The organism is Streptomyces lasiicapitis (genome assembly GCF_014646335.1).
Lineage (GTDB): Bacteria > Actinomycetota > Actinomycetes > Streptomycetales > Streptomycetaceae > Streptomyces > Streptomyces lasiicapitis.
Map to the genome: position 1 here is coordinate 471725 of NZ_BMNG01000006.1, position 24411 is coordinate 496135.

Here is a 24411-nt window from a genome sequence, read left to right on the forward strand (position 1 = left end):
CAAGTGTCAACAGACCAAGGAGAGAAGCGGAGCCTGCCGCTTGCCGGGCGAGATCCTCCACCAGCTCCACCCCGAACTTCCCTGCACCACCTGGCAGATGACCCTCGACGCGAGCCGCTGGGGCGACTGAGAGGATCCGTGCAGCAGTGAGCGGACAGCGCTGTCAGGGCGTCATCACAGAAAAGGAATCCTCCTATGACTGATCAGGCCGTTACTTTCATCAACGTCATCGAAATATCCGCCGACCAAGTCGACGAATTCATCGAGCAGTGGCGCGAACGCGTGGCCCTGATGAGTGCAGCGCCTGGGTTCCGCGACGTCCGGCTGCACCGCGCGCTGTTGCCGGACGCGCGATTCCAGCTCGTCAACATCGCACACTGGGACAGCGTCGAAGCATGCGAGGCCGCCGGCGCCAACCCCACCGTGCTCGCTTCTGTTTCCCAAGCCGAACGAATCGCCAGCGCCAGCCCTGGCCTCTACCAGGTTGTCGCCGAGTGCCCCTGATGGACGGGCACCCTCGCTCGAACCCTGATCAGCACAGGGCCTGACCTGCTGTGCACAAGAACGTTGAGGGCCGCCGCCCCGGAGTCGGGACGGCGGCCCTCAACAGCAAGGCTTTCCACAAGTCACAGCAGGTTCCCAGAACCTCGTCCCAGGTCGCCCTGCCCCGAGTCTTAGATGTCGAAGTAGAGCTCGAACTCGTGCGGGTGCGGCCGCAGCTGGATCGGGGCGATTTCGTTCGTGCGCTTGTAGTCGATCCACGTCTCGATGAGGTCGGACGTGAAGACGCCGCCGGCCTGGAGGTACTCGTTGTCCGACTCGAGGGCGTCGAGGACCGCGGGGAGGGAGGTGGGGACCTGGGGGACGCCCGCGTGCTCCTCGGGGGCGAGCTCGTAGAGGTCCTTGTCGATCGGCTCGGCCGGCTCGATCTTGTTCTTCACGCCGTCGAGGCCCGCGAGGAGGAGGGCCGAGAAGGCGAGGTAGGGGTTCGAGGACGGGTCCGGGGCGCGGAACTCCACGCGCTTGGCCTTCGGGTTGGAGCCCGTGATCGGGATGCGCATCGCCGCGGAGCGGTTGCGCTGCGAGTAGACCAGGTTGACCGGGGCCTCGAAGCCGGGGACCAGGCGGTGGTAGGAGTTGACGGTGGGGTTCGTGAAGGCCAGCAGCGACGGGGCGTGCTTGAGGATGCCGCCGATGTAGTAGCGGGCGGTGTCCGAGAGGCCCGCGTAGCCCTGCTCGTCGTAGAAGAGGGGCTCGCCGCCGGTCCACAGCGACTGGTGGACGTGCATGCCCGAGCCGTTGTCACCGAAGATCGGCTTCGGCATGAACGTCGCGGTCTTGCCGTTGCGCCACGCGACGTTCTTCACGATGTACTTGAAGAGCATCAGGTCGTCGGCCGCCGCGAGCAGCGTGTTGAACTTGTAGTTGATCTCGGCCTGGCCCGCCGTGCCCACCTCGTGGTGCTGGCGCTCGACCTTGAGGCCGGAATTGGCCAGCTCCAGGGAGATCTCCGCGCGCAGGTCGGCGAAGTGGTCCACCGGCGGAGCCGGGAAGTAACCGCCCTTGTAGCGGACCTTGTAGCCGCGGTTGTTCTCGAGCGCGCCCGTGTTCCAGGCGCCCGCCTCGGAGTCGATCTCGTACATCGAGCGGTTCGCCGTGGTCTCGAAGCGGACCGAGTCGAAGACGTAGAACTCGGCCTCGGGGCCGAAGTACGCGGTGTCGGCGATGCCGGTCGACGCGAGGTACGCCTCCGCCTTCTTCGCCACGTTGCGCGGGTCGCGGCTGTACTGCTCGCCGGTCACCGGGTCGTGGATGAAGAAGTTGACGTTGAGGGTCTTGTCGCGGCGGAAGGGGTCCACGCGGGCCGTCGTCAGGTCCGCCACGAGCGCCATGTCGGACTCGTGGATGGCCTGGAAGCCGCGGATGGAGGAGCCGTCGAACATCAGCTGCTCGTCCGGGTCGAACGCCTCGGCCGGGACCGTGAAGTGCTGCATGACGCCCGGCAGGTCGCAGAAGCGGACGTCTACGAACTTCACGTCCTCGTCCGCGAGGAACTTCTTGGCTTCGTCGGCGTTCTGGAACATCCAGCTCCTCCTGTTCCCGCCCGGGAAGGAGCGGGGTTGCAGCTCGTTGGTGCGGCCAGTGCGGTGGCACACGCTGGGACCCGACCATAGGGACGGGGGATTTCTCAAGCGTGACCCATTTGTTTCGCCGAAGTTAACCGGCCCGGGTGCGAACGCGACCCGCACCCCCCGTACGAAACGCCGCGCAGTACCGTGGACGGGTGGACAACAGGCAAGTAATCGGATCGTGGCTCTCCGGCCCCCGCGCGGCGGCCGAGGACGCGGGCGTCGACTTCGGATACCGCGGCGAGCGGCTCGGCCTGCCCGAGGAGGGCCCCGGCTCCATCGCCCGGCCCGGCCGCCGCATCGGCGCCATCGCCGTCGACTGGGGGCTGTGCCTGCTCATCGCATACGGCCTGCTCGCCCGCGGCAACCCGCAGGCGATGGGCAACTGGGCGCTCGGCCTGCTCTTCGTGATGAGCGTGCTGACCGTCGGCACGGTCGGCAGCACCCCCGGCAAGCGCCTGCTCGGCCTGCGCGTGGTCAGCGAGGACGGCGGCCGCCTCGGCCCCGTCCGCGTCCTCGTCCGCAGCGCGCTGCTGTGCATCGGCATCCCGGCGCTGATCTGGGACCGCGACGGCCGCGGCCTCCACGACCGCCTCGCCCGCGCGGCCCAGGTCCGCATCTAGGACCGGGCACCAACCTTCTGCGTACGTCGATGACCTTCTGCGTACGTCGATGGGGCGCCCAGAACCACTCGGTTCCGGGCGCCCCATCGACGTATCCAGTCAGGTGCGGCCACGCACACGCGGCCACTCAGAGGAACAGCGGCAGCGTCAGCGCATCTTCGGGCCGCCGCGCGGGATGCGCGCGCCCTTGGGCATGGGCCCCTTCGGCAGCGGCATGTTGCTCATCAGGTCGCCCATCGCCTTCAGGCGGTCGTTCGTCGCCGTGACCTGCGGGCCCTGGAGGACGCGGGGGAGCTTCAGAAGCGTGGTGCGGAGCTTCTTGAGCTCGACCTGGCCCTCGCCGTTGCCGACGATCACGTCGTGCACCGGGACGTCCGAGACGATGCGGGCCATCTTCTTCTTCTCGGCGGCCAGCAGCGCCTTCAGCCGGTTCGGATTGCCCTCGGCGACCAGGACGATGCCGGCCTTGCCGACGGTGCGGTGCACCACGTCCTGGCTGCGGTTCATCGCGATCGCGGGGGTCGTCGTCCAGCCGCGGCCGATCTTGTCGAGCACCGCGGCCGCCGCACCGGGCTGGCCCTCCATCTGCCCGAAGGCGGCGCGCTCGGCCCTGCGTCCGAAGACGATCGCCATCGCAAGGAAGGCGAGGATGAAGCCGAGAATGCCGAGATAGATGGGGTGACCGAGCCAGAAGCCGATCGCGAGGAAGACACCGAAGGTGACGATTCCCACAGCCGCGATGATGAGACCGATCTTGGAGTCGGCCCGCCGGGTCATCTTGTAGGTCAGAGCGATCTGCTTGAGTCGCCCGGGTTCCGCGGCCGAAGCCGCCGCGGTGGTTTCCTTCCTCGCCATGCCTCGAAGTCTACGTGGCCCCGCAGGCGACTACGACGTGCGGGTTGGTCCTGCCTCTTCCAGCACGCGCTGCGCCTCGAACCGGTCCTTGGCGCGGCGCCGGTCCTCGAGGACGGACGTCCAGGCGTTGCGGCGCGCGGTGCGCTGGCCGCCGCTCATGAGCAGCGACTCGACGGCGCGCAGCGCGTCGGTGACGGACGGGATGGCGGTGGCGCGAACGGGCGCGGCCTGCATGGTGATGCCCTCCGGGAAGCGACAGTGGACGGGGGAGCGCTACGAGGGTGCCTGGCTCTGGGTTACGCGGGGGTGCCTGGCTCTGGGTAAGGATGTACGTGCGGTAATTCCAGAGTCACTGATTGGTGTTACCAGGGCGTGACCGACCGGTCAAACGCCGATGAAGCCTTGACGCGGAGCCCCAAAACGCTGACGCGGCCCATACGTTCCTCTTCACCTGCGAGGAAGGTATGGGCCGCGTCGCTGCGGCCGCTACTGGGCGGTAGTCGCTTGTGCGCCGATTCACACGGCCTGGGGCCTACTCACACGGCCTGCGAGGCCACGTACGACCCGCGCCGCTCGATCGCCATCTGGTACAGCCGGCCCGCGCGGTACGAGGAGCGGACCAGCGGGCCCGACATCACGCCGGAGAAGCCGATCTCCTCGGCCTCCTGCTTCAGCTCCACGAACTCGGCCGGCTTCACCCAGCGCTCGACGGGGTGGTGGCGCGGCGTGGGCCGCAGGTACTGCGTGATGGTGATGAGCTCGGTGCCCGCCTCGTGCAGCTCGCGCAGCGCCTCGCTGACCTCTTCGCGGGTCTCGCCCATGCCCAGGATCAGGTTGGACTTGGTGACAAGACCGGCCTCGCGGGCCTTCGTGATGACCTCGAGGGAGCGCTCGTACCGGAAGCCGGGGCGGATCCGCTTGAAGATCCGCGGCACCGTCTCCACGTTGTGCCCGAGCACCTCGGGGCGGGACGAGAAGACCTCGGCCAGCTGGTCCGGCTCGGCGTTGAAGTCGGGGATGAGGAGCTCGACCTTGGTGTAGCCCTCGGCGCGCTCCGCCGTCATCGCGTGGATCTGGCGCACCGTCTCCGCGTACAGCCAGGCGCCGCCGTCCTCCAGGTCGTCGCGGGCGACGCCGGTGATCGTGGCGTAGTTCAGGTCCATCGTGACGACGGACTCGCCGACGCGGCGGGGCTCGTCGCGGTCGAGGGCCTGCGGCTTGCCGGTGTCGATCTGGCAGAAGTCACAGCGCCGCGTGCACTGGTCGCCGCCGATGAGGAACGTGGCCTCGCGGTCTTCCCAGCACTCGTAGATGTTCGGACAGCCCGCCTCCTGGCAGACCGTGTGCAGGCCCTCGCTCTTCACGAGCTTCTGCAGGGCGTTGTACTCGGGGCCCATTTTCGCCCGGGTCTTGATCCACTCGGGCTTGCGCTCGATGGGGGTCTGGGCGTTCCGGACCTCCAGGCGCAGCATCTTGCGTCCGTCGGGTGCGACTGCGGACACATCGGCTCCCTGTAGCTTCGATTCTTCGGCGCACACCAGGGTACGCCCGTCATGTCTGTGGGCTTACTTCTGGCCAACCTCTGGCCCAAGGGGTGCATTCCCGTACGGGTCCCTCAGGCCCTGCCGGGCCGGTCAGGTCAGGCCCCGACGGCTCAGGCGAGCGTCGGCTCCGCCGGTTCCTCGGTGGCCTTCGCCTCCTGGTCCGTCGGCTTCTCCACCTCCCGCGGCTTCAGCTCCGCGTTCTCCAGTACGTCCCGCAGGTACCGCTCGGCGACCGGCAGGACGTCGGCGATGGTGATGTCGCGGCCCAGCTCGTGCGCGATCGACGTCACACCCGCGTCGCGGATGCCGCACGGCACGATCCGGTCGAACCAGGTGTTGTCCGGGTTCACGTTCAGCGCGAAGCCGTGCATCGTCACGCCCTTGGCGACGCGGATGCCGATCGCGGCCACCTTGCGGTCCTCGCGGCGCTGGCCGGCGTTGGAGGGCGCGTACTCCGGGCCGTTCAGGCGGGGGTCGAACTCGTCGTCCTGAAGCCGCGGGTCGAAGTCGAGGCTGAGCCCGCCGAGCGCCGGACGGGACTCGAGCGGATCGCCCAGAACCCATACGCCGCTGCGCCCCTCGACCCGCGTGGTTTCGAGACCGAAGTCGGCACACGTTCGGATAAGTGCGTCTTCCAGGCGGCGTACGTGTGCTACGACGTCCACCGGACGCGGCAGCTTCTGGATCGGGTAGCCCACGAGCTGGCCCGGACCGTGCCAGGTGATCTTGCCGCCGCGGTCCACGTCCACGACCGGGGTGCCGTCCAGCGGGCGCTCGCTGTCCTCGGTCCTGCGGCCCGCCGTGTACACCGGCGGGTGCTCCAGGAGCAGACAGGTGTCCGGCACCTCGTCGGCGAACCGGGCGGCGTGCACCCGGCGCTGCTCGTCCCAGGCCTCCTGGTACTCGACGAAGTCCGGGCCGAAACCCAGCCGGTTGAATCGCATCTCGCCCACGGCACGTGCCTCCCTTGAACCATCCCCGTGCACTCCGCGTGCACAGCCCCGCTCCTGGCACGGAAACCTTCACCGTGCACGGATCGTGCCCCTGCCACTGTACGTCCGGCGGAATCCCGTCAGCTCTACGGCCAATCCTCACACGATCGGATGAATGGAGCTTGAAGGTCGCGATGAGGACCTTCAGCGCCGCTACATTCGCGCCGTTCACGAGGCCATAAGGGCTGCTCAAGGCAGGCCCGGAAGGCAGGAGACCGCACCGCTGATGACGGAACGACCCCCGCAGCGCACCCCCAACCGCCAGCTAGCCGCGCTCATCGCGGAAGCCGGGTTCTCCAATGCGGGCCTGGCGCGCCGCGTCGATCAGCTAGGGCTCGAGCACGGTCTCGATCTCAGGTACGACAAAACATCGGTGACACGCTGGCTCAGAGGCCAGCAGCCGCGCGGTACGACACCGGCGCTGATCGCGGAGGTCTTCACCCGGCGCCTGGGCCGCCGCCTGTCCGCCCAGGACCTCGGGCTCGACGCGTGCGCGCCGGTCTACGCGGGCCTGGAATTCGCCGCCTCGCCCGAGGAAGCCATCGACATCGTCGGCGGCCTGTGGCGCAAGGACTCCGGCAGCCACGCCGAGCTGCGCAAGATCGCCTTCACCCCGGCCGGGCTCGTGGTGCCCAGCCGGGACTGGCTGATCGGCCGCGCCGACGACCGGGTCGCCCGCGGCGAGCCCCAGCAGACCCCGCGCGTGCCCGCCCAGGGCCGCCCCATCGTGCCGCGCCAGCGCCGCGACACCGACCGCGGCCCCGGCCACCGCGTCACCGGCGGCGACATCGCGGCCCTGCGCTCGGTCGGCGAGCTGTTCCGCGCGCTCGACCACGCGTACGGCGGCGGGCACGCCCGCCAGGCCCTGGTCCGCTATCTGGAGCACGAGGCCGAGCCGATGCTGCGCGGCACCTACGGCGAGCAGGCGGGGCGCCGGCTCTTCGCGGCCGCCGCCGACCTGACCCGGCTCGCCGGCTGGACGTCGTACGACATCGCGGCCCACGGCCTCGCCCAGCGGTACTTCGTGCAGGCGCTGCGCCTGTCGCAGGCCGCGGGCGACCGCGCGTACGGCAGTTACGTCCTGGTCACCATGAGTCGCCAGGCCGTCTACCTCGGCCACGGGCGCGAGGCCGTGCAGCTCGCGCGGGTCGCCCAGCAGGGCGTGGGCTCCTCGGCGCCGCCCGTCGTCCAGGCGCTCCTGCACGCCGTGGAGGCGCGCGGGCACGGAGTGCTCGGGGAGGTGCGGGCCTGCTCGGCCTCCATGGTGCGGGCCGAGCGCGCCCTGGAGACGTCCCGGCCCGGCGACGACGTCCCGTACTGGGCGCGCTTCTTCGACGAGGCCCAGCTCGCCGACGAGTTCGCGCACTGCAATCGCGACCTCCAGCAGTACCGCGCGGCCGCCCAGCACGCGGAGCGCTCACTGCAACTGCGCGCCCCCGGCTACGCCCGCAGCCGCCTCTTCTGCCGCGTCGTCCTGGCATCGGCCCGCCTCGGCCTGGGCGAACTGGAACAGGCCTGCCAACTCGGCGCGGACGCGGCCCAGGCGGCGGGCGAGATGCGCTCGGTGCGGGCGGTGGAGTACGTACGCGACTTCGAGCGCAGGCTGGAGCCGTATCGGGACGCGGCGCCTGTGCGCGGGTACCGCGACCGGGTGGCGGCGCTGGGGTAGTGGGGGGTTGGGGGCGGCCGCGCCGAGTCCGCCCCCTGCCGAACTCACCGCAGGCGGGCGACAGCCGGGGCCCCCAACGCCACGTCCCACGTGACGAGGTCGTCCAAGTCCCCGCGCAGCGAGGCGCCCTCCGTACCGATGGACCGCATCGGCAACGGAATCGAGGCGGGGACGGCCCCGACCCGCTCCCCGTCGACGTACAGAACCGTGCGACCGGGCGAGGCCACCCACGTCAGCCGAACCCACCGGTCCAGCGGCAGAACGTACGGAAAGCTGAAGTCGGCCTCTCCGTAACGGGTGAAGCCCACACGTCCCGTGCCGTGCTGCATGAGTTTCAAGGCCCCGGCCTTGGAGCTCAGCAGCACCTGGTCGCCCGTGCGGGACGAAGCACGGACCCGCACCGACACGGTCCAAGGCTCCGCCACATCCGTGCCGCCGAAGCCCACCCCGTCCCGGTCCGAGTCGAACCGCCAGGCCTGCCCGCGCACGCCGGGCACGGGCGTGGGGTTGTCGATGATGTACGAGGTGCCGGGCAGGTCGCCCGCGACGTCCTCGGCGAAGAGCGTGTTGCCGGGGCTGCCTGCGTACGTCCAGCCCTTCGGGTACGCGGCGTCGTCGAAGGTCCAGTGGTGGCTCGGCCGGTCCTGGACCCGGGGGCGGGTCCTTGCGGGTGTGGTGCCCGGGGGATCGCCGATGCGGGTCGCGCGGGCGCGGAAGTCGGCGAGAGAGTCCGGCGTCGGGGAGCCGTTCCACGTGCGGTCGGCGAGGATCGCGCGGGCGCCCGCCATGTGCTGCTCGAAGTACTCGTCGTCGGCCCAGAAGTTGTAGTCCGCCCAGTTCACGACGCCGGAGCCGAGCATGTCGGGGGCGGTGCTCGGAGCCCACGTGTCGTACATCCAGGGCTCGTCGGGGTACTTGTGGTGGTAGTTGTTGGGCGTGTTGTAGAAGGGGCCGATGGCGATCTCGTCATGGCCCGGAATGGCGGGCTCCGCGCCCGTGCCCTCCCAGGTGATGAAGACGACGGGGGCGTGCACGCGCTGCTGCGGGGCGGCGAGATGCTCGGAGCCGTTGTAGACGGCGGTGCGCTTGCCGTGCGAAGTGACCACGTCGTCCAGGGTGTTGATGTAGCGGTTGAGCAGGTCACCGAGGGTGGATACGTCGGGCGCGGCGGCGAGATGATCCTTCACGCGCGGGCACTCGGCGAGCTGCCCCGGTACCTCCTCCGCGCCGATGGAGAACAGCGGCGCGTCGAACCAGCCCACGAACTCGTCGACGATCTCCTTGCTCTTGCCGATCGCCTTCTCGCTGGTCATGTCGATGATCCAGTCGGGCGTCAGATGGGAGTGCGTGTGCGCCGCCGTGCACGCGCCGGGCCCGGCACCGAAGCCGATGCCGAACGCCTCGCTGATCACGGTGGCGTGACCGGGCAGTTCGAGACCCGGCATCACTTGTACGTGGTGACGGGCCGCGAAGGCCTTCAGGTCCTCGATGTCGGCGCGGCTGTAGCTGTGGGCGGGGTCGGCGAGGCCGGGGAACCTCGGGCTGTCCAGGCGAAAGCCCTCGGACTCCGACAGGTGCAGGAACAGGGTGTTGAGCTTCTGGTCGCCCATCCTGCGGACGAGGTTCTTCAGATACGGGATGCGCCAGAACTTGCGGCCCGCGTCCAGGTGCACCATGCGGACCGCCTGCGCGGGCCGGTCGGCCGAGCGGGCGCGCGGGACGGCGCGGTGGTCGGGGGCGGTGGTGCGCAGGAGCTGGAGGAGGGTGCGGGTGCCGTAGTACAGGCCGTGCGTGGAGGCGGCGCTCACGCGGACGGGGCCGGTGCTGTCGAAGTCGTAGCCCTCGGCGCTGAGGGGCGCTCGGTTCGCGGTGGGGGCTCGGTCTGTGGTGAGAGCTCGGTCCGCGGTGAGGGTGAGCGTGATGTCGTCCCGGTCCGGACGGCCGTCCGTGGCGATGCGGGGTGTGAGGCCCGTGACCTGCTCGATCTCCGTACGCAGTTGGGTCGCGAGGGCGCGTACGGACTGGCGGGCGGGGCCCGGGAGTTCGGCGCGGCCGGACGGCAGCGTGGTCGCCGAGGCCTGGCGCGGGTCGATCAGGATGCGGGTGTGGTGGGTGAGTCGGGTGAGCCCGGGGAGGTCGGTCCAGTCGGAGGGGCGGGGGACGACGGCCGGGCCGCCGGCGGTGTCCGGCGGTGACGTTTCCTGGCCTTCGGCGGACGCGGTGGACGCGGCGGACGCGGCGGGCACCTGCAGAGCTCCCATGAATAGGGCCGTACACAGTCCGAGGATGAGAGTGATCACCGGCAAGGTGCGACGCACGTCAGGCCTCCTGCGGCTCGGTCGACCCGGTGGCCGGGTCCGCTGGGACCGTAGTGCCGCACTGAGGCGGTGACAAGACCGCGGGACGGAAGGCCGGGGCCGGGAGAAGCCCCCGCGTGGGGGGCGCGGGGGCTCAGGGGGAGCAGGCCCGTGGGGACGAAAGGTCGGAGCACTGTGTGCGGGCGGGAGGCACCCGAGGCGGGTGGACCTCAAGCGGCGGCCGGTAGCACCTCCTCGGTGCAGGCCGGTTCGACCCCCAAGTCGGCAAGCGCGGCCTGCGCCGCCCGACGGCCGGAGTGCAGCGCGCCCTGCACCGTGCTGGTGTCCCGGTGGTCGCCGCACACGTAGAGCCCCGCCAACAGCCGTACGGGACGGCGCAGATCGTGCGGCGGCGGCATCGCGGGCACCGCCTCGCGCGTGTGGTGGACGCCGAGGAGTTCCCAGCGGTCGGTCGGCGTGCCGTACAGCTCCGCGAGATGGGCGAGGACGGTGTCCTCCAGGTCGTCCGGGGGCTGCCCGAGGACGGTCGAGGAGACCAGGGTGCGGCCCTCGGGCGCGCGCGTGGGGTCGACGAGACTGACGACGGCCGTGTGGGCGACCGGGCCCCGGCGGTCGGCGTCAAGGAGGAGCGCGGGTTCGGCGAGCGGTGGTTCGGGCACCGCGTGGTGCACCACGGTGACCGGGTGGAAGGACGGCACGCGCAGACCGGGCAGCAGCTCGGCGGCGGCGTGGGCGTCGGTGGCGAGCAGCACGCCGCCGCAGGACAGCTCGCCGTGCTCGGCGGTGCTGACGCGGTTCGCGGACACCGAGGTGACGCGCACGCCGGTGCGTACGGTGCCGGGCGGCAGCGCGGCCGCGAGTAACTCGGGCAGGGCGTCGGCGCCGCCCTCGGGCAGGCACAGGCGGCCGCGCGCGAAGGCGTGCAGCGCGAGGTCGGCGCACCTGCTCGACGTCGTCAGGTCCGGGTCGCACAGCAGCGCCGAGAGCAGCGGGCGCAGGAACCCGTCGATGGTGCGCGCGGGCAGCCCGCGCGCCGACAGGCCCGCCGCTGCGGGCAGTTCGGGGCGCGCGAGGAGCCGTCGCACGGGGGTCGCCGCGATGCGGGCGAGCGCCGCGGCGAGGCGGGCCTGGTCGAGTGCGCCGCCCAGGGGCGCGCCGCGGGACGGCGGCCTGGACGGCCGGGGTGTGGTCCTGGACGGGTTCCGGGGCGGGGAACCCGGTGCCCCGCGCGAGGGCCGCGGCACCCGGGGGGCGCTCGCGAGGGCGCGCGCTGCGGTGAGTGCGCCCCTTGCGCCCCCGGCGCCCTTGCCGCCGGCCGGCTCCGCCGCGCGGTGGTGGCGGCCCGCGCTGTGCACGAGCAACCCGGGCGAGAAGGGGCGCAGGACGAGTGCGTCGAGTCCGGGGGTGTGGCGCAGCTCCGGATACGACGTGGTGAGCAGTTGTCCGATCCGGTCGAGCCGGAATCCGTCGACCTTCTCGGTCGACATCCGGCCACCGACGTAAGGGGCGGCTTCCAGGACGGTGGTCGTTACACCGGCGCTGGTCAGCCGATGGGCGGCCGACAGTCCCGCGACCCCGGCCCCCACGATGACGACATCCACATGGTGCGCAGGCTCTGGCACGTGCTCCTCCCGGAGGTTGCGCGGCTCGGTCGGCTGCTGGGGAGCCTTATGCCCTCGACAGGGGTCCGGAATCCCCGAGTTCCGGTTGAGGGTAGGAGCCGAAACGGTCGCTGGGAGTCGCGCATCGACCGGGCATGGTCGCACGACGGTCGCACGCGTGGACGGAGACGATCGGAAACGGTCGTGGGGCCGGGTGGGGCGCGGTCGTGGCGCCTGGCGGAGCGGTGCCGTCGGGCCGGGCTGAGCGGCGTCGGCAGGCCCGGCGGTGCACCATGCGTCCGGCCGTCGGCGTCAGCCGAGCGCGGCTCGCACCGCGTCCTCGATCCCGGGGTGGGCGAAGGAGAACCCCGACTCCGAAAGCCGTGCGGGAAGCACCCGTTGGCTGCCCAGGACGTCGCCCGCCATCTCGCCGAGGACGACGCGCAGGACCGGCGCGGGAGCGGTGAACACCGTCGGACGCCGCAGCACGCGGCCCATCGCGGCCGTCACCTCGCGGTTGGTGACCGGCTGCGGCGCGGTCAGGTTGAAGGGCCCCGACAGATCGTCGCGCGCGAGCAGATGCCGCATCGCGGCCACCTCGTCGCGCAGCGCGATGAAGCTCCAGTACTGCCGCCCGTTGCCGAGCCGCCCGCCGAGCCCCGCCTTGAAGAGCGGGAACATCCGCCCCCAGGCCCCGCCCCCGCGCGCCACGACCAGACCGCTGCGCGTGAACACGGTGCGTACGCCCGCGTCCTGGGCCGCGGCGGCGGCCTGTTCCCAGTCCACGCACATGGTGGGCAGGAAGCCCTCTCCGGAGGGAGCGGTTTCGTCCACCGCGCGCTGACCGGTGTCTCCGTAGTAGCCGATCGCGCTGGCGTTCAGGAAGACCCGCGGCGGCTCGTCGAGGGCGGCCACGGCGGCCGCGAGCGTCCTGGTGCCGAGCACCCTGCTGTCCCGCAGTTCGCGCTTGTACGCGTCGTTCCAGCGGCGGTTCCCGATGCCGGCGCCCGCCAGGTTCACCACGGCGTCGCAGCCCGCGAGCCCGGCGGCGTCCACGTACCCCTCCTTGGGGTCCCAGCGCACCTCGTCGGGTGCGCGCGGGGCCCGGCGGACGAGGCGGACCACCTCGTAACCGTCGGCGGCGAGCGAGCGCCCCAGAGCCGAGCCGATGAGCCCGGAGGCGCCCGCCACGGCGACGCGTGGCGGCTTCCCGGGCTCGGCGGGGCGGTCGGGCTGCTCGGGCTGTGCGGGCTGCTCCATGGGGCCATCCTGCCGTGAAAGAGGCGGCTGTGCGGTCATGCGTCCGCCGTACAGTGGCGCCCATGCAGCAGACGTACATACGCACCGCGCGGGCCGACGACGCCGACGTACTGGCGCGCGTGGACCGCGACAACTGGTCCACCCTGCACTCCGTACAGCCGCGTCCGCAGGCGCCGTACGAGCCGTTCTTCTCCGAACGGTTCGGCCCCCGCGACCACTTGGTCGCCGAAGTGGACGGGCAAGTCGTCGGCTATATAAGGCTCGGGTTCCCGACCCCGCTCGCCGTGCACGCGCACGTGCGCCAGATCCTGGGGTTCGTCGTCGCGGACGAGGTGCGCGGCAAGGGCGTGGGGCGGCGGCTGCTCCAGGCCGTGGTGGAGGAGGCACGCCGGCAGGGCGCGCGCCGCATCACGCTGCGGGTGCTCGGGCACAACACCGCGGCCCGCACGCTCTACGAGTCGGAGGGGTTCGTGACCGAGGGTGTGCTGCCCGGTGAGTTCCTCCTGGACGGCAGGTATGTGGACGACGTGCTTATGGGGCGCACTCTCTGAAGGGGGCGTCTTCTCTGAAGGGGGGCCGTCTCTGAGGGGGGCTTCCTCTGAAGGGGGCGCCTTTCCTGCCCCTGCTGCCTCTGTTGCCCCTCCTGAAGCTGACCCCTCCTGCCCCTCCTCGTGCGGCCCTCCGCACACCTGACGGACCGGCCCGGCGTGCGCCCGCCACGCGCGCGTAGGAGCGTGGACTCGTTCTCCGGTCCGCCGGGGAACCGGTCCGCCGGGAAGGAGCACCGATGATCAGGGCCGCGGCCAGGCGGCGGGACGTGGGGGAGGGCGGCTGGCCCCGCCGCGCGCCCACACCGCCCTGGGCACGCTGGCCCGCGCCCCTGCTCCTGGTCACGACGTGCGTCGTCCAACTGCTCACTCCGAAGACGCTCGACCTCAGCTTCTTCCTCGCCGCCGTGCCACCGCTGGCAGCCCTCGCCTACGGTCCCGCCGCCACGGCCCTCCTGGGCGGCACCGTGCTACTGCTGCTGTCCTTGCCGAACTTCGACCTGGGGCACCCCGGGGAGAGCGATACGGCGACCGTCGGCTTCGTGGCGCTGCTCAGCGTGCTCTTCTCCTGGGTGCGCAGCCGGCGGGACGCTCAGCTCGTCACGGTCCGCACGGTCGCGGAGGCGGCCCAGTTCGCGGTGCTGCCGCCGCTGCCGGAACGCGTGGGTCCGGTGCGCTGCGCGGGTCTTTACCGGGCGGCGCAGCGCGGCACGCTGGTCGGCGGCGACCTCTTCGACGTACGCCGAGGGCCCTGCGGGGTGCGGGCGCTGGTGGGGGACGTGCAGGGGCACGGGCTCGCGGCCGTGGGGACCGTCGCGGCGCTGCTCGGCGCCTTCCGGGAGGCGGTCCTCGACCAGGACGACCTCGAAGGCGTCGCCGCGCGTCTCGACCGGCGCCTCGTCATCGACGCCGGGGAGGCCGACCTGCACCGGCGCCTGGTCATCGACTCCGAAGGCTCAGAAGGCGCGGCACCGGGCGAGCCCAGCGAGCTCTTCGCCACCGCCGTGCTCCTGGAGTTCGACGACACGGCCCGTGAGCTGCGCCTCGTCTCGTGCGGCCACCCGCCGCCGCTGTTGCTGCGCGGCGGCGCGGTCACCGAACTGGAGGTTCCCCCGGGTGCCCCGCTGGGGCTCGGCATCGCAGGGGTGACGCCGCCCGAACCGGTCGTCGTGGAACTCCGCCCCGATGACTGGCTGCTGACCGTGACCGACGGAGTGACCGAGGCGAGGGACGCCGCCGGGGACTTCTATCCGCTGGCGGAGCGGCTGCCCGCCCTCTTCGAGGCGGAGCGCGGCGACCCGGCCGCGTTCACGGACGCGATCTGGAGCGACCTGGTCCGCTTCTCCGGAGGGGTGCGGGACGACGTGGCGCTGCTGGTGTTCGTGGTGGAGGAACGGGAGGCCGGTCCGGCGGCGCCGGGCGGCCTCAGCGCGCCAACAGGCTGAGCCCGCCGGTCAGTTCGCGCAGGCAGCGGACCGCGAGCTCGGCGGGGGAGCGCGGACCGCTGGGCGGGTCGTCCGTGGCCGCCCAGGTCTCCAGGGCGATGCGGATGGCGTCGGTGGCGGCCGCGGCGGCGAGCCGCACCTCCAGCTCGTCCGCGCCGTCGCCCGCGAGCCTGGCGAGCACGGGCACCAACTGCTCCTCGGACTCCTGGTTCACCCGGTACCAGACCGCGCGCAGGGCCGGGTCGTCCTGTGCGGCGCGCAGCAGGCCGCGGGTCCACTCGAGGGACTCGTCCGCCCGCGTGTCCACCGGCGTGAGGGCCTCGGCGATGGACCGCTCCAGGGCGGTGGGCACCTCGGCGTCCAGGTCCGCGAGCCGCGCCCGCCATGCCGCGGCGCCCCCGGCCAGGAGCGGGCCGACGGCGTCCTGCTTGTTGCGGAAGTAGCGGTAGAAGGTGCGCAGCGCCACCCCGGCCCGGTGCGCGATCTCCTCGGCCGTGGTGCCGTCCGGGCCGCGCTCGGCGAACAGCTCGGCGGCGGCGCGGGCGATGTCGAGCTGCGTGGCCGCCTTGCGGCGCTCGGTCAGTGAGGGGCGGGCAGGCTGCGGCGCTCGCGTGGGCTGCGACGGTTGGGTGCTCACGTTCGAAGCCTACGCGCGACGATCCGAGAATTCATGAATTGACGGTATGGCAAAACGTGCCACGAGGGCGTACATTGAAATCAGAGCGAACGCATCGGACCCGTGAGGGGCCCGGCTGCCCGCCGCTGAACCCCTGTGCTGCTGAGCTGCTGATCGGAGAGAGACCCATGAACCTCACGCGCTACGCCGACCGCCGCGCCCTCGTCACCGGCGGCGGCTCGGGCATCGGACAGGCCACCGTGCTGCGCCTGCTCGCCGAGGGCGGCACGGTCGTGGCCGCCGACGTCAGCGAGGCGGGCCTGAAGGACACCGAGCAGAAGGCGGGCGCCGCCGCGGACCGCCTGACGACGCTGGTGGTGGATGTCGCGGACGAGACATCGGTGCGCACCGGCGTCGCCGCCGCCGTCACCGCGCTCGGCGGCCTGGACGTGCTGGTCAACGCGGCCGGCGTGCTGCGCTCCTCGCACACCCACGAGACGAGCCTCGACGCCTTCGAGCAGGTGCTGCGGATCAACCTGACCGGCACGTTCCTGATGATCCGCGAGTCCGTCCCGGCCCTGCTCCGCGGCAAGGACGCCGCCGTCGTCAACTTCAGCTCCACCTCGGCGGCGTTCGCCCATCCGTACATGGCGGCGTACGCGGCCAGCAAGGGCGGAATCCAGTCCATGACCCACGCCCTCGCGAGCGAGTACGCGAAGCGGGGCATCCGCTTCACCGCCGTCCAGCCCGGCTCCATATCCAGTGGCATGACGGACGGCAGCGGCGCCAGCGGGCGGAGCCGGGGCCCCGGCCTGCCCGAGGACGCGGACCTGAGCCTGTTCACGAAGCTGGCCCCGGCCATCGGGCAGGGCTTCGCGGGACCGGAGACGGTGGCATCGGTCGTCGCGATGCTGGCCAGTGAGGACGGCGGGTTCATCACGGGGACGGAGATACGGGTGGACGGCGGCACCCACTTCTGAGGTCCGCCGCGGGTTCCGGCCGAGCCTGCCTGCCCCGGTATGAGGCGGCCCTGATCGGCGCCCTGCCCGGGTAGGGTCAGCGTGCCGCGAAGCGCTCCCAGAGTTTGGGGTAGCGCTCCGCGAGGACGCGGTCGTCCTCGAAGTCGAGGGAGGTGCCCTCGGGCTCGGGCGGGGCGGGCGCGATGCCGAGGTCGGGGGCGACGGTGCCGGTCATCCGCTCGTAGGCCTCGTCGGCGGCGTAGCCCAGCTCCTCGCCGTCGCCGTCGATCTCGTCGTCGAAGTCGTCGAGGAGGTCGGCCAGCGAATCCGGGTCGTGCACGGCGCCTTCGAAGACCTCCCTGCCCTGTCCGATCAGCCAGCACCGGAAATAGTCGAAGGCGTCGTCGCTCGCCCCGTCCAGGAGGATCCAGGCGGCGCCCCACACGTCCCAGCGGTAGGCGCGGTTGTAGCGGGCCTCGAAGTGCCGCGCGAAGTCCAGGACGGAGTCCGGGTCGTACTCCAGCAGCCTGTCGATCACCAGCTCGGCCTGGTCCTCGGGGTCGCCCTCGGCGGCCTCGCGGGTGCTGTCCACGATCTCCCAGAACTCCGTCTCGTCCATCACGGGTCAAGCATCGGTCCTGGGGCGTGGGGGCGCACGCGGAGTGCGCCGGAATGCTGCTGTGTCGTTATGCGTGCACATGCCCGTGGAAAGACCGACAGAAGATGTCGGCATTCGCTGCGAGGCTCCACGCATGGAGAAGACGGAGCGGTCGGGCACGGAGAACACACAGCCGTCGGCCGGGCGGCACGGCGGAGTGGAGACGGAAGTGGCGACGGAAAAGACGGACAAGAAGGCGGCGGCGGAGACGGCAGGGGAGACCGGGACGGCCGGGCAGGCGGCGGCGGGTGGCGGCCTGGTGGGGAAGGTCGCGCTGGTGGCGGGGGCCACGCGCGGGGCCGGGCGGGCCATGGCGGTGGAGCTGGGCCGCGCCGGGGCGACCGTGTATGTGACGGGGCGGACGACGCGGGCGCACACGAGCGAGGTGGGCCGGACCAAGGAGACCATCGAGGGCACGGCGGAACTCGTGGGCGCCGCCGGTACGGAGGCGGGCACGGGCGGCACGGGGATCGCGGTGCCGACCGACCACCTCGACCCCGAGCAGGTACAGGCACTCGTGGAGCGGATCGAGCGGGAGCAGGGCCGCCTCGACATCCTCGTGAACGACATCTGGGGAGGTGACGTGCATGTCGAGTGGGACAAGAAGATGTGGGAGCACGACCTGGACAAGGGCCTCAGGATCCTCCGCCTGGGCATGGAGACGCATATCGTCACCAGCCGCTTCGCGCTGCCGCTGCTGGTCCGCAACCCCGGCGGCCTCGTCGTCGAGGTGACCGACGGCACCGAGGAGTACAACCGGCGCTACCGCAAGCCGTTCTACTACGACCTGGCGAAGGCGGCCCCACTGCGGATGGCCCGCGCGCTCGCGGAGGAGCTGGAGGGGTACGACTGCACGGCGCTGTGCCTCACACCGGGATGGCTGCGCTCCGAGGCGATGCTCGACACATACTTCAAGGTCACCGAGGACGACTGGATGGCGGGCACCAAGCAGAACCCGCACTTCGCGATCTCCGAGACGCCGACGTTCGTGGGCCGGGCGCTGGTCGCGCTGGCCTCGGACCCCGAGGTGGCGCGGTGGAACGGCGCGTCCCTGTCCAGCGGCGGCCTGGCCAAGGAGTACGGCTTCACGGACGTGGACGGCTCGGCGCCGGACGCGTGGCGGTACATCACGGAGGTGGACCAGGAGAGCAAGGAGGCGGACGTGACGGGCTACCGGTAGAGCGGCGGGGCGCCGGCGTGACCGGCGCCCCGGATCAGCGGTAGAGCGCGGCCATCCGGGACGCCGTGGCCGCGAGGCGGTCGCGCAGCTCCTGCGGCTCCAGGACCTCGACCTCGGGGCCGAGGAGGAGGAGTTGGGAGTACGCGACGACGGTGGACTCGACGGGCAGGGTGACGGTGACCCGGCCCTGGTCGTCGGGTTCGGCGTCCGCGAGGACCTCGCGGGCGGCGGCGCGGTCGGTGACGTAGGGGAGTTGTCGGGCGCCGTCCGGGGACAGGCGGAGGACGGCCTTCTCGCGCAGGATGGCGCGGGCGAACTGGGCGGCGCGCTCCTCCCAGAAGGCGGGGAGGTCGAACTCCTCGTCGCGTACGAAGCGGTCGGTGGCGGCGGGTTCGACGGAGGTGAAGCGGTCGATGCGGTAGACGCGGTGGGAGCCGGAGTCCGGGACGCGGGCGCACAGGTACCAGACGCCTGCCTTCAGGACGAGGCCGTAGGGCTCCAGTTCGCGCTCCACCTCGGAGTCCTGACGCCGGTAGCGGGCCACCATGGGGCGGTCGTCCCACACGGCGTCGGCGACGGCGGGCAGCAGGGCCGGGGCCGGGGTCTCCTTGAACCAGCCCGGGGCGTCGAGGTGGAAGCGCTGGGAGGCGTTCTGGGAGGCGTCGCTCAGGGACGGGAGCAGGGCGGCGGAGACCTTCAGGCGGGCGGCGGACGCGGCGTCCTCCAGGCCCATCTCCCGCAGGGCGCCCGGGACTCCGGACAGGAACAGGGCCTCGGCCTCGCTGCGGGCCAGCCCCGTGAGACGGGTCCGGTATCCCCCGATGAGGCGGTAGCCGCCCGTCCGGCCCCGGTCCGCGTACACGGGCACACCCGCCTCGGACAGGGCCTGGGCGTCCCGCGTGATGGTGCGCTCCGAGACCTCGAGCTCCTCCGCGAGCTCGGCCGCGGTCATGGAGGCCCGAGCCTGAAGCAGGAGCACCATCTTGATGAGCCGGGCAGCGCGCATGTTCCCATGATGCCGCGCGCCGTCACCCGACGGTGCCCGGCACCGGGGCCGGCGTACGGGCAACGCAAAGGTGGGGTCCCGTCACCCCGACGGGACCCCACCCTGCGTACAGAGCCGGAGGCTAACCCCGGCCCAGCAGGCCTTACAGGCCGTACTTGGCCCGAGCCTCCTTGACCGCGGCCGCAGGCACCTCGCCGCGGACGGCCAGGCGGGCAAGGGCCGCGACGACGATGGACTCGGCGTCGACGCCGAAGTGGCGGCGCGCGGCGTCACGCGTGTCGGAGAGGCCGAAGCCGTCCGCGCCGAGCGAGGAGTAGTCCTGCTCGATCCACTGGGCGATCTGGTCCGGCACCTGGCGCATGTAGTCGGAGACGGCCAGGACCGGGCCCTGGGCGCCGTCGAGCGCCTGGCGGATGAAGGGCGTGCGCTCCTCGCCGCGCAGCACGGCCGCGTCCGCCTCAAGGGCGTCCCGGCGCAGCTCGGTCCAGGAGGTCGCGGACCACACGTCGGCGGCCACACCCCACTCCTCGGAGAGCATCTGCTGGGCCTTGAGGACCCAGTGGATGGCCGTACCCGAGCCGAGGAGCTGGATCCGCGCGGCGTTGGCGGCGGGGGAAAGCCCCGCGGTCTCGGCCGTGTTGAAGCGGTACAGACCCTTCACGATGCCCTCGTCCACACCCGCGGGCTTCGCGGGCTGCGGCATCGGCTCGTTGTAGACGGTCAGGTAGTAGAAGACATCCTGGTCCTCACCCGGAGCGGCCTCGCCGTACATCCGGCGCAGACCCTCCTTGACGATCGCCGCGATCTCGTAGGCGAACGCGGGGTCGTACGAGAGAGCGGCCGGGTTCGTGGCGGCGATCACCGGCGAGTGGCCGTCGGCGTGCTGCAGACCCTCACCGGTCAGCGTCGTACGACCGGCGGTGGCGCCGATGAGGAAGCCGCGGCCGAGCTGGTCGCCGAGCTGCCACATCTGGTCGGCGGTGCGCTGCCAGCCGAACATCGAGTAGAAGATGTAGAAGGGGATCATCGCCTCGCCGTGCGTCGAGTACGACGACGAAGCGGCGATGAAGTCCGCCATCGAACCGGCCTCGGTGATGCCCTCGTTGAGGATCTGGCCGTTCTTGGCTTCCTTGTAGTACATGAGCTGGTCGCGGTCGACCGGCTCGTACGTCTGCCCCTTCGGCGAGTAGATGCCGAGCGAGGGGAACAGCGACTCCATGCCGAAGGTGCGGGCCTCGTCCGGGACGATCGGGACCCAGCGCTTGCCGGTCTCCTTGTCGCGTACGAGGTCCTTGACCAGCCGTACGAGCGCCATGGTCGTCGCCAGCGACTGGGAGCCGGAGCCCTTGTCGAAGGAGGCGAAGGTCTTGTCGGCCGCGGCGGGCAGCGGCGCGAGGGCGTGCGTGCGGCGGGCCGGGGCCGGGCCGCCGAGGGCCGCGCGGCGCTCCTGGAGGTAGCGGACCTCGGGGGAGTCGGCGCCGGGGTGGCCGTAGGGCACGACCCCGTCCACGAACTGACTGTCACTGATCGGCAGTTCAAGAAGGTCCCGCATGTTCTTGAACTCGTCCGTCGACAGCTTCTTCATCTGGTGGTTCGCGTTCTTGGACGCGAAGCCCTCACCGAGGGTGAAGCCCTTGACGGTCTGCGCCAGGATGACGGTCGGCGCGCCCTTGTGGGACAGCGCGGCCTTGTACGCGGCGTAGACCTTGCGCGGCTCGTGGCCACCGCGGGAGAGGTGGAAACACTCGAGGATCTTGTCGTCGCTCAGCAGCTTCGCCATCTCGACGAGCGCCGCGTCCTTGCCGAAGAAGTCCTCGCGGATGTAGGCGGCGTCACGCGTCTGGTACGTCTGCACCTGCGCGTCCGGGACCTCACGCAGGCGGCGGACCAGCGCGCCCGTGGTGTCGAGCGCGAACAGCTCGTCCCAGGCGTTGCCCCACAGCGACTTCACGACGTTCCAGCCGGCGCCGCGGAACTGCGCCTCCAGCTCCTGCACGATCTTGAAGTTGGCGCGCACCGGGCCGTCGAGGCGCTGCAGGTTGCAGTTGATGACGAAGGTGAGGTTGTCGAGCTCCTCACGCGCCGCCAGTGCGAGGGCCGCCGTCGACTCGGGCTCGTCCATCTCGCCGTCGCCGAGGAACGCCCACACGTGCGAGGACGAGACGTCCTTGATGCCGCGGTTGGTGAGGTACCGGTTGAAGCGGGCCTGGTAGATCGCCGACAGCGGGCCGAGGCCCATGGAGACGGTCGGGAACTCCCACAGCCAGGGCAGCCGCCGCGGGTGCGGGTAGGACGGCAGGCCGTCGCCGCCCGACTCCTGGCGGAAGTTGTCGAGCTGCTGCTCGCCGAGGCGGCCGTCGAGGAAGGCGCGGGCGTAGATGCCGGGGGACGCGTGGCCCTGGATGTAGAGCTGGTCGCCGGAGCCGTCCCCCTCCTTGCCGTGGAAGAAGTGGTTGAAGCCGGTCTCGTACAGCCAGGCCGCCGACGCGAAGGTGGCGATGTGGCCGCCGACGCCGTGCTTGGCGCCGCGGGTGACCATCGCGGCCGCGTTCCAGCGGTTCCACGCGGTGATGCGGGACTCCATCGCCTCGTCGCCGTCGATGACGGGCTCGGTGGCGGTGGGGATGCTGTTGACGTAATCCGTCTCAAGAAGCTTGGGCAGGGCCAGGCCCGCGCCCTCGGCGCGCTCCAGCGTGCGGCGCATCAGATACGCGGCACGGTGCGGCCCGGCCGCCTTGGTCACGGCGTCCAGGGAGGCCTGCCATTCGGCGGTCTCCTCCGGGTCGCGGTCCGGGAGCTGGTCGAGCTCGCTCGGCTGGATGCGGGGGTCGGTCATGACGCCGCCTTCCTGAGTCGGACGGGGTTCCCGTGCCCGTGTCGGGCGGGGTCCCTAAACGGAAAGGGTCGGGGGTGCCCTTGGTCTTTGGCAGGACAGGGCGAGGGCCCTGGTGAGGGCCCGCCGTCGACTGTAAGCCCGCGATCGATGATCGATCAAAGTCTTGAAGGGAAAACTTCCCCAGATCGACAAAAGTGGGCACAGGGTGCCGCGCCAAAAGGCACGGAGTGCCTTCAAATCGAAGGATTTACGCAGGTGGGGCGACGTATGAGCACAGTGATCGGAGAATGAGCGCGACCGCCCCCACCGCCGCCACCGCGACTGCCCCCACCGCCACCGCGACCGCCGCCACACGCCTCACGCCCGCGGCGCGCACCCCAGCACATGCGCCTTCACCAGCTCCGCGATCGCCGGATCCCGTCGGCGGAACGCCGAGACGAGCGCCTCGTGCTCCTCCGCGTACGACTGCTGCACCGTGCCCAGCCAGCGGATGGAAAGCGCGGTGAAGACCTCGATGCCGAGCCCCTCCCAGGTGTGCAGGAGCACGGAGTTGTGCGCGGCCCGCACCAGCTCGCGGTGGAAGCCGACGGTGTGCCGCACCTGGCCGGTGCCGTCGGAGGCCCTGTCGGCCTCGTACAGCGCCGCGACATGGGGTTCGAGGGCCGAGCAGTCGTCGGCGAGCCGCTCGGCCGCCAGCTCGGCGGCGATGGCCTCCAGACCGGCCCGGACGGGGTAGCTCTCCTCCAGATCGGCGGCCGTCAAGTTCCGCACCCGGACGCCCTTGTTGGGCGCGGACTCGATGAGGCGCAGGGACTCCAGCTCCCGCAGCGCCTCCCGCACCGGCGTCTGGCTGACCTCCAGCTCGACGGCGATCCTGCGCTCCACGATCCGCTCGCCCGGCTTCCAGCGCCCGCTCACGATGCCTTCCACGATGTGCTCGCGAATCTGTTCGCGCAGCGAGTGAACGACGGGCGCGGTCATGAGGGCTCCTAATCACAGGACAACGACCACTAGACAATACGGCTGCGCCCCCGCCCGGAAACCTCCGGACGGGGGCGTACTCGCTGATGAGACGAGTGTTACAGCCGTATGCGGGCGACTACAGGCCGAGCTCGACCTCGAACTCGCCGGCCTCCAGGATGGCCTTGACCGTCGTCAGGTAGCGGGCGGCGTCGGCGCCGTCCACCAGACGGTGGTCGTAGGACAGCGTCAGGTACGTCATGTCCCGCACGGCGATGGTCTCGCCGAGATCGGGGTGGTTGATGACGACCGGGCGCTTGACGGTGGCACCGATGCCGAGGATGCCCACCTGGTTCGGCGGCACGATGATCGTGTCGAAGAGCGCGCCGCGCGAGCCGGTGTTGGAGATGGTGAAGGTCGCACCGGACAGCTCGTCCGGCGTGATCTTGCTGGCCCGGACCTTGTTGGCCAGGTCGGCGGTCGCCTTGGCGATACCGGCCAGGTTCAGGCCGCCGGCGCCCTTGATGACCGGCGTCATCAGACCCTTCTCGGAGTCCACGGCGATGCCGATGTTCTCCGAGTCGAAGTACGTGATGGTGCCCTCGTCCTCGTTGATGCGGGCGTTGACGACCGGGTGGGCCTTCAGCGCCTGCGCCGCCGCCTTGACGAAGAACGGCATCGGGGACAGCTTGACGCCCTCGCGGGCGGCGAACGCGTCCTTGGCCTTGCCACGGAGCTTCATCAGCTTCGTGATGTCGACCTCGACCACGCTGGAGAGCTGCGCCTGGCCGTGCAGCGCCTTCATCATGTTGTCGCCGATGACCTTGCGCATGCGGGTCATCTTGACGGTCTGGCCGCGCAGCGGGGACGCCTCGATGACCGGAGCCTTCGAAGCGGCGGCGGCCGCGGGAGCGGCGGCCGGGGCGGCAGCGGCCGGAGCCGCGGCCTTCGCGGCCTCGGCGGCGGCGAGCACGTCCTGCTTGCGGATGCGGCCACCGACGCCGGTGCCCTTGACCGAGCCCAGGTCGACGCCGTTCTCCGAGGCGAGCTTGCGCACCAGCGGGGTGACGTACGCGCCGTCGTCGGCCGGGGTGACCGCGGCCGGGGCCGCAGGGGCGGCGGGAGCGACCGGAGCCGGAGCGGCCGGGGCGACGGGCGCCGCAGCCTTGACCGGAGCCGACGCGGGCGCGGCGGGCGCGGCCGGGGCGGCCG

Annotated in this window: 21 protein-coding genes; 7 read left to right on the forward strand and 14 right to left on the reverse strand. The window is 71.5% G+C overall.

Features of this window, described 5'->3' with window-relative positions; genetic code table 11:
• Nucleotides 1–195: 195 nt before the first annotated feature.
• Nucleotides 196–504, forward strand: a complete 309-nt coding sequence (locus tag IEY91_RS16245) for an antibiotic biosynthesis monooxygenase family protein (protein ID WP_164325700.1) — start codon at nucleotides 196–198, stop codon at nucleotides 502–504.
• 170 nt (nucleotides 505–674) lie between these two features.
• Here the strand turns inward: IEY91_RS16245 and glnA are convergent, their stop codons facing one another.
• Entirely contained in the window at nucleotides 675–2084 is a 1410-nt protein-coding gene (gene glnA, locus IEY91_RS16250; RefSeq protein ID WP_164325701.1) for a type I glutamate--ammonia ligase, read from the reverse strand.
• A 200-nt stretch (nucleotides 2085–2284) separates the two neighbouring features.
• Between glnA and IEY91_RS16255 the strand changes: the two genes are divergently transcribed.
• Nucleotides 2285–2752 (forward strand): RDD family protein, encoded by a 468-nt coding sequence (locus IEY91_RS16255; protein ID WP_164325702.1) that lies wholly within the window; start codon nucleotides 2285–2287, stop codon nucleotides 2750–2752.
• A gap of 147 nt (nucleotides 2753–2899) precedes the next feature.
• Here the strand turns inward: IEY91_RS16255 and IEY91_RS16260 are convergent, their stop codons facing one another.
• The 4 genes from IEY91_RS16260 to lipB all read right to left on the reverse strand — a co-directional run bounded on the left by IEY91_RS16260 (nucleotide 2900) and on the right by lipB (nucleotide 6104).
• A complete protein-coding gene (locus IEY91_RS16260) occupies nucleotides 2900–3607 on the reverse strand; it encodes a DUF4191 domain-containing protein (protein WP_164325703.1) in 708 nt (235 codons plus the stop codon).
• Between the two features lie 30 nt (nucleotides 3608–3637).
• Nucleotides 3638–3841, reverse strand: a complete 204-nt coding sequence (locus IEY91_RS16265) for an SCO2195 family GlnR-regulated protein (protein ID WP_164325704.1) — start codon at nucleotides 3839–3841, stop codon at nucleotides 3638–3640.
• Between the two features lie 302 nt (nucleotides 3842–4143).
• On the reverse strand, nucleotides 4144–5109 hold the full coding sequence (locus IEY91_RS16270; protein ID WP_164325705.1) for a lipoyl synthase: 966 nt from the start codon (nucleotides 5107–5109) through the stop codon (nucleotides 4144–4146).
• Nucleotides 5110–5261: 152 nt separating this feature from the next.
• Entirely contained in the window at nucleotides 5262–6104 is an 843-nt protein-coding gene (lipB, locus tag IEY91_RS16275; protein ID WP_189174453.1) for a lipoyl(octanoyl) transferase LipB, read from the reverse strand.
• Between the two features lie 265 nt (nucleotides 6105–6369).
• Here lipB and IEY91_RS16280 point away from each other — a divergent pair, with 265 nt between their 5' ends.
• Nucleotides 6370–7812, forward strand: a complete 1443-nt coding sequence (locus tag IEY91_RS16280; RefSeq protein ID WP_164325707.1) for an NsdA family TPR-like regulatory protein — start codon at nucleotides 6370–6372, stop codon at nucleotides 7810–7812.
• A gap of 44 nt (nucleotides 7813–7856) precedes the next feature.
• Here the strand turns inward: IEY91_RS16280 and IEY91_RS16285 are convergent, their stop codons facing one another.
• From IEY91_RS16285 to IEY91_RS16295, 3 genes are all read right to left on the reverse strand, one after another.
• A complete protein-coding gene (locus IEY91_RS16285) occupies nucleotides 7857–10073 on the reverse strand; it encodes a family 20 glycosylhydrolase (protein WP_189174454.1) in 2217 nt (738 codons plus the stop codon).
• 266 nt (nucleotides 10074–10339) lie between these two features.
• The gene (locus IEY91_RS16290; RefSeq protein ID WP_189174455.1) at nucleotides 10340–11752 is read right to left on the reverse strand and encodes an NAD(P)/FAD-dependent oxidoreductase; all 1413 of its coding nucleotides are present in this window, start codon (nucleotides 11750–11752) and stop codon (nucleotides 10340–10342) included.
• Between the two features lie 291 nt (nucleotides 11753–12043).
• Complete coding sequence (locus IEY91_RS16295; RefSeq protein ID WP_189174456.1) at nucleotides 12044–12991, reverse strand: TIGR01777 family oxidoreductase; 948 nt, start codon at nucleotides 12989–12991, stop codon at nucleotides 12044–12046.
• Nucleotides 12992–13053: 62 nt separating this feature from the next.
• Here IEY91_RS16295 and IEY91_RS16300 point away from each other — a divergent pair, with 62 nt between their 5' ends.
• Both IEY91_RS16300 and IEY91_RS16305 read left to right on the forward strand, forming a co-directional pair.
• Nucleotides 13054–13542 carry a GNAT family N-acetyltransferase gene (locus tag IEY91_RS16300; RefSeq protein ID WP_164325711.1) on the forward strand — a complete coding sequence of 163 codons (489 nt, stop codon included), beginning with the start codon at nucleotides 13054–13056 and terminating at the stop codon, nucleotides 13540–13542.
• Nucleotides 13543–13778: 236 nt separating this feature from the next.
• Entirely contained in the window at nucleotides 13779–14984 is a 1206-nt protein-coding gene (locus IEY91_RS16305) for a PP2C family protein-serine/threonine phosphatase (RefSeq protein WP_189174457.1), read from the forward strand.
• On the opposite strand, the gene IEY91_RS16310 is transcribed toward IEY91_RS16305, so the two are convergent.
• Nucleotides 14965–15621, reverse strand: coding sequence for a TetR/AcrR family transcriptional regulator (locus IEY91_RS16310; protein WP_189174458.1), 657 nt, complete (start codon nucleotides 15619–15621; stop codon nucleotides 14965–14967). The two genes, IEY91_RS16305 and IEY91_RS16310, sit on opposite strands and share 20 nt — an antisense overlap.
• A 167-nt stretch (nucleotides 15622–15788) precedes the next feature.
• Here IEY91_RS16310 and IEY91_RS16315 point away from each other — a divergent pair, with 167 nt between their 5' ends.
• Entirely contained in the window at nucleotides 15789–16580 is a 792-nt protein-coding gene (locus IEY91_RS16315; RefSeq protein ID WP_189174459.1) for an SDR family NAD(P)-dependent oxidoreductase, read from the forward strand.
• A 76-nt stretch (nucleotides 16581–16656) separates the two neighbouring features.
• Here IEY91_RS16315 and IEY91_RS16320 read toward each other — a convergent pair whose 3' ends face one another.
• Nucleotides 16657–17178 carry a DUF4240 domain-containing protein gene (locus tag IEY91_RS16320; protein WP_189174515.1) on the reverse strand — a complete coding sequence of 174 codons (522 nt, stop codon included), beginning with the start codon at nucleotides 17176–17178 and terminating at the stop codon, nucleotides 16657–16659.
• Between the two features lie 133 nt (nucleotides 17179–17311).
• Here IEY91_RS16320 and IEY91_RS16325 point away from each other — a divergent pair, with 133 nt between their 5' ends.
• Entirely contained in the window at nucleotides 17312–18397 is a 1086-nt protein-coding gene (locus IEY91_RS16325) for an SDR family oxidoreductase (RefSeq protein ID WP_189174460.1), read from the forward strand.
• A gap of 34 nt (nucleotides 18398–18431) precedes the next feature.
• Here the strand turns inward: IEY91_RS16325 and IEY91_RS16330 are convergent, their stop codons facing one another.
• From IEY91_RS16330 to sucB, 4 genes are all read right to left on the reverse strand, one after another.
• Nucleotides 18432–19403, reverse strand: coding sequence for a helix-turn-helix transcriptional regulator (locus tag IEY91_RS16330; protein WP_189174461.1), 972 nt, complete (start codon nucleotides 19401–19403; stop codon nucleotides 18432–18434).
• Between the two features lie 142 nt (nucleotides 19404–19545).
• Nucleotides 19546–22239 carry a pyruvate dehydrogenase (acetyl-transferring), homodimeric type gene (gene aceE / locus IEY91_RS16335; RefSeq protein WP_164325717.1) on the reverse strand — a complete coding sequence of 898 codons (2694 nt, stop codon included), beginning with the start codon at nucleotides 22237–22239 and terminating at the stop codon, nucleotides 19546–19548.
• Between the two features lie 357 nt (nucleotides 22240–22596).
• Nucleotides 22597–23220 carry a GntR family transcriptional regulator gene (locus IEY91_RS16340; RefSeq protein ID WP_087883774.1) on the reverse strand — a complete coding sequence of 208 codons (624 nt, stop codon included), beginning with the start codon at nucleotides 23218–23220 and terminating at the stop codon, nucleotides 22597–22599.
• A 118-nt stretch (nucleotides 23221–23338) separates the two neighbouring features.
• The coding region (sucB, locus tag IEY91_RS16345) for a 2-oxoglutarate dehydrogenase, E2 component, dihydrolipoamide succinyltransferase (protein ID WP_189174462.1) at nucleotides 23339–24411 on the reverse strand (1073 nt) is incomplete at its 5' end.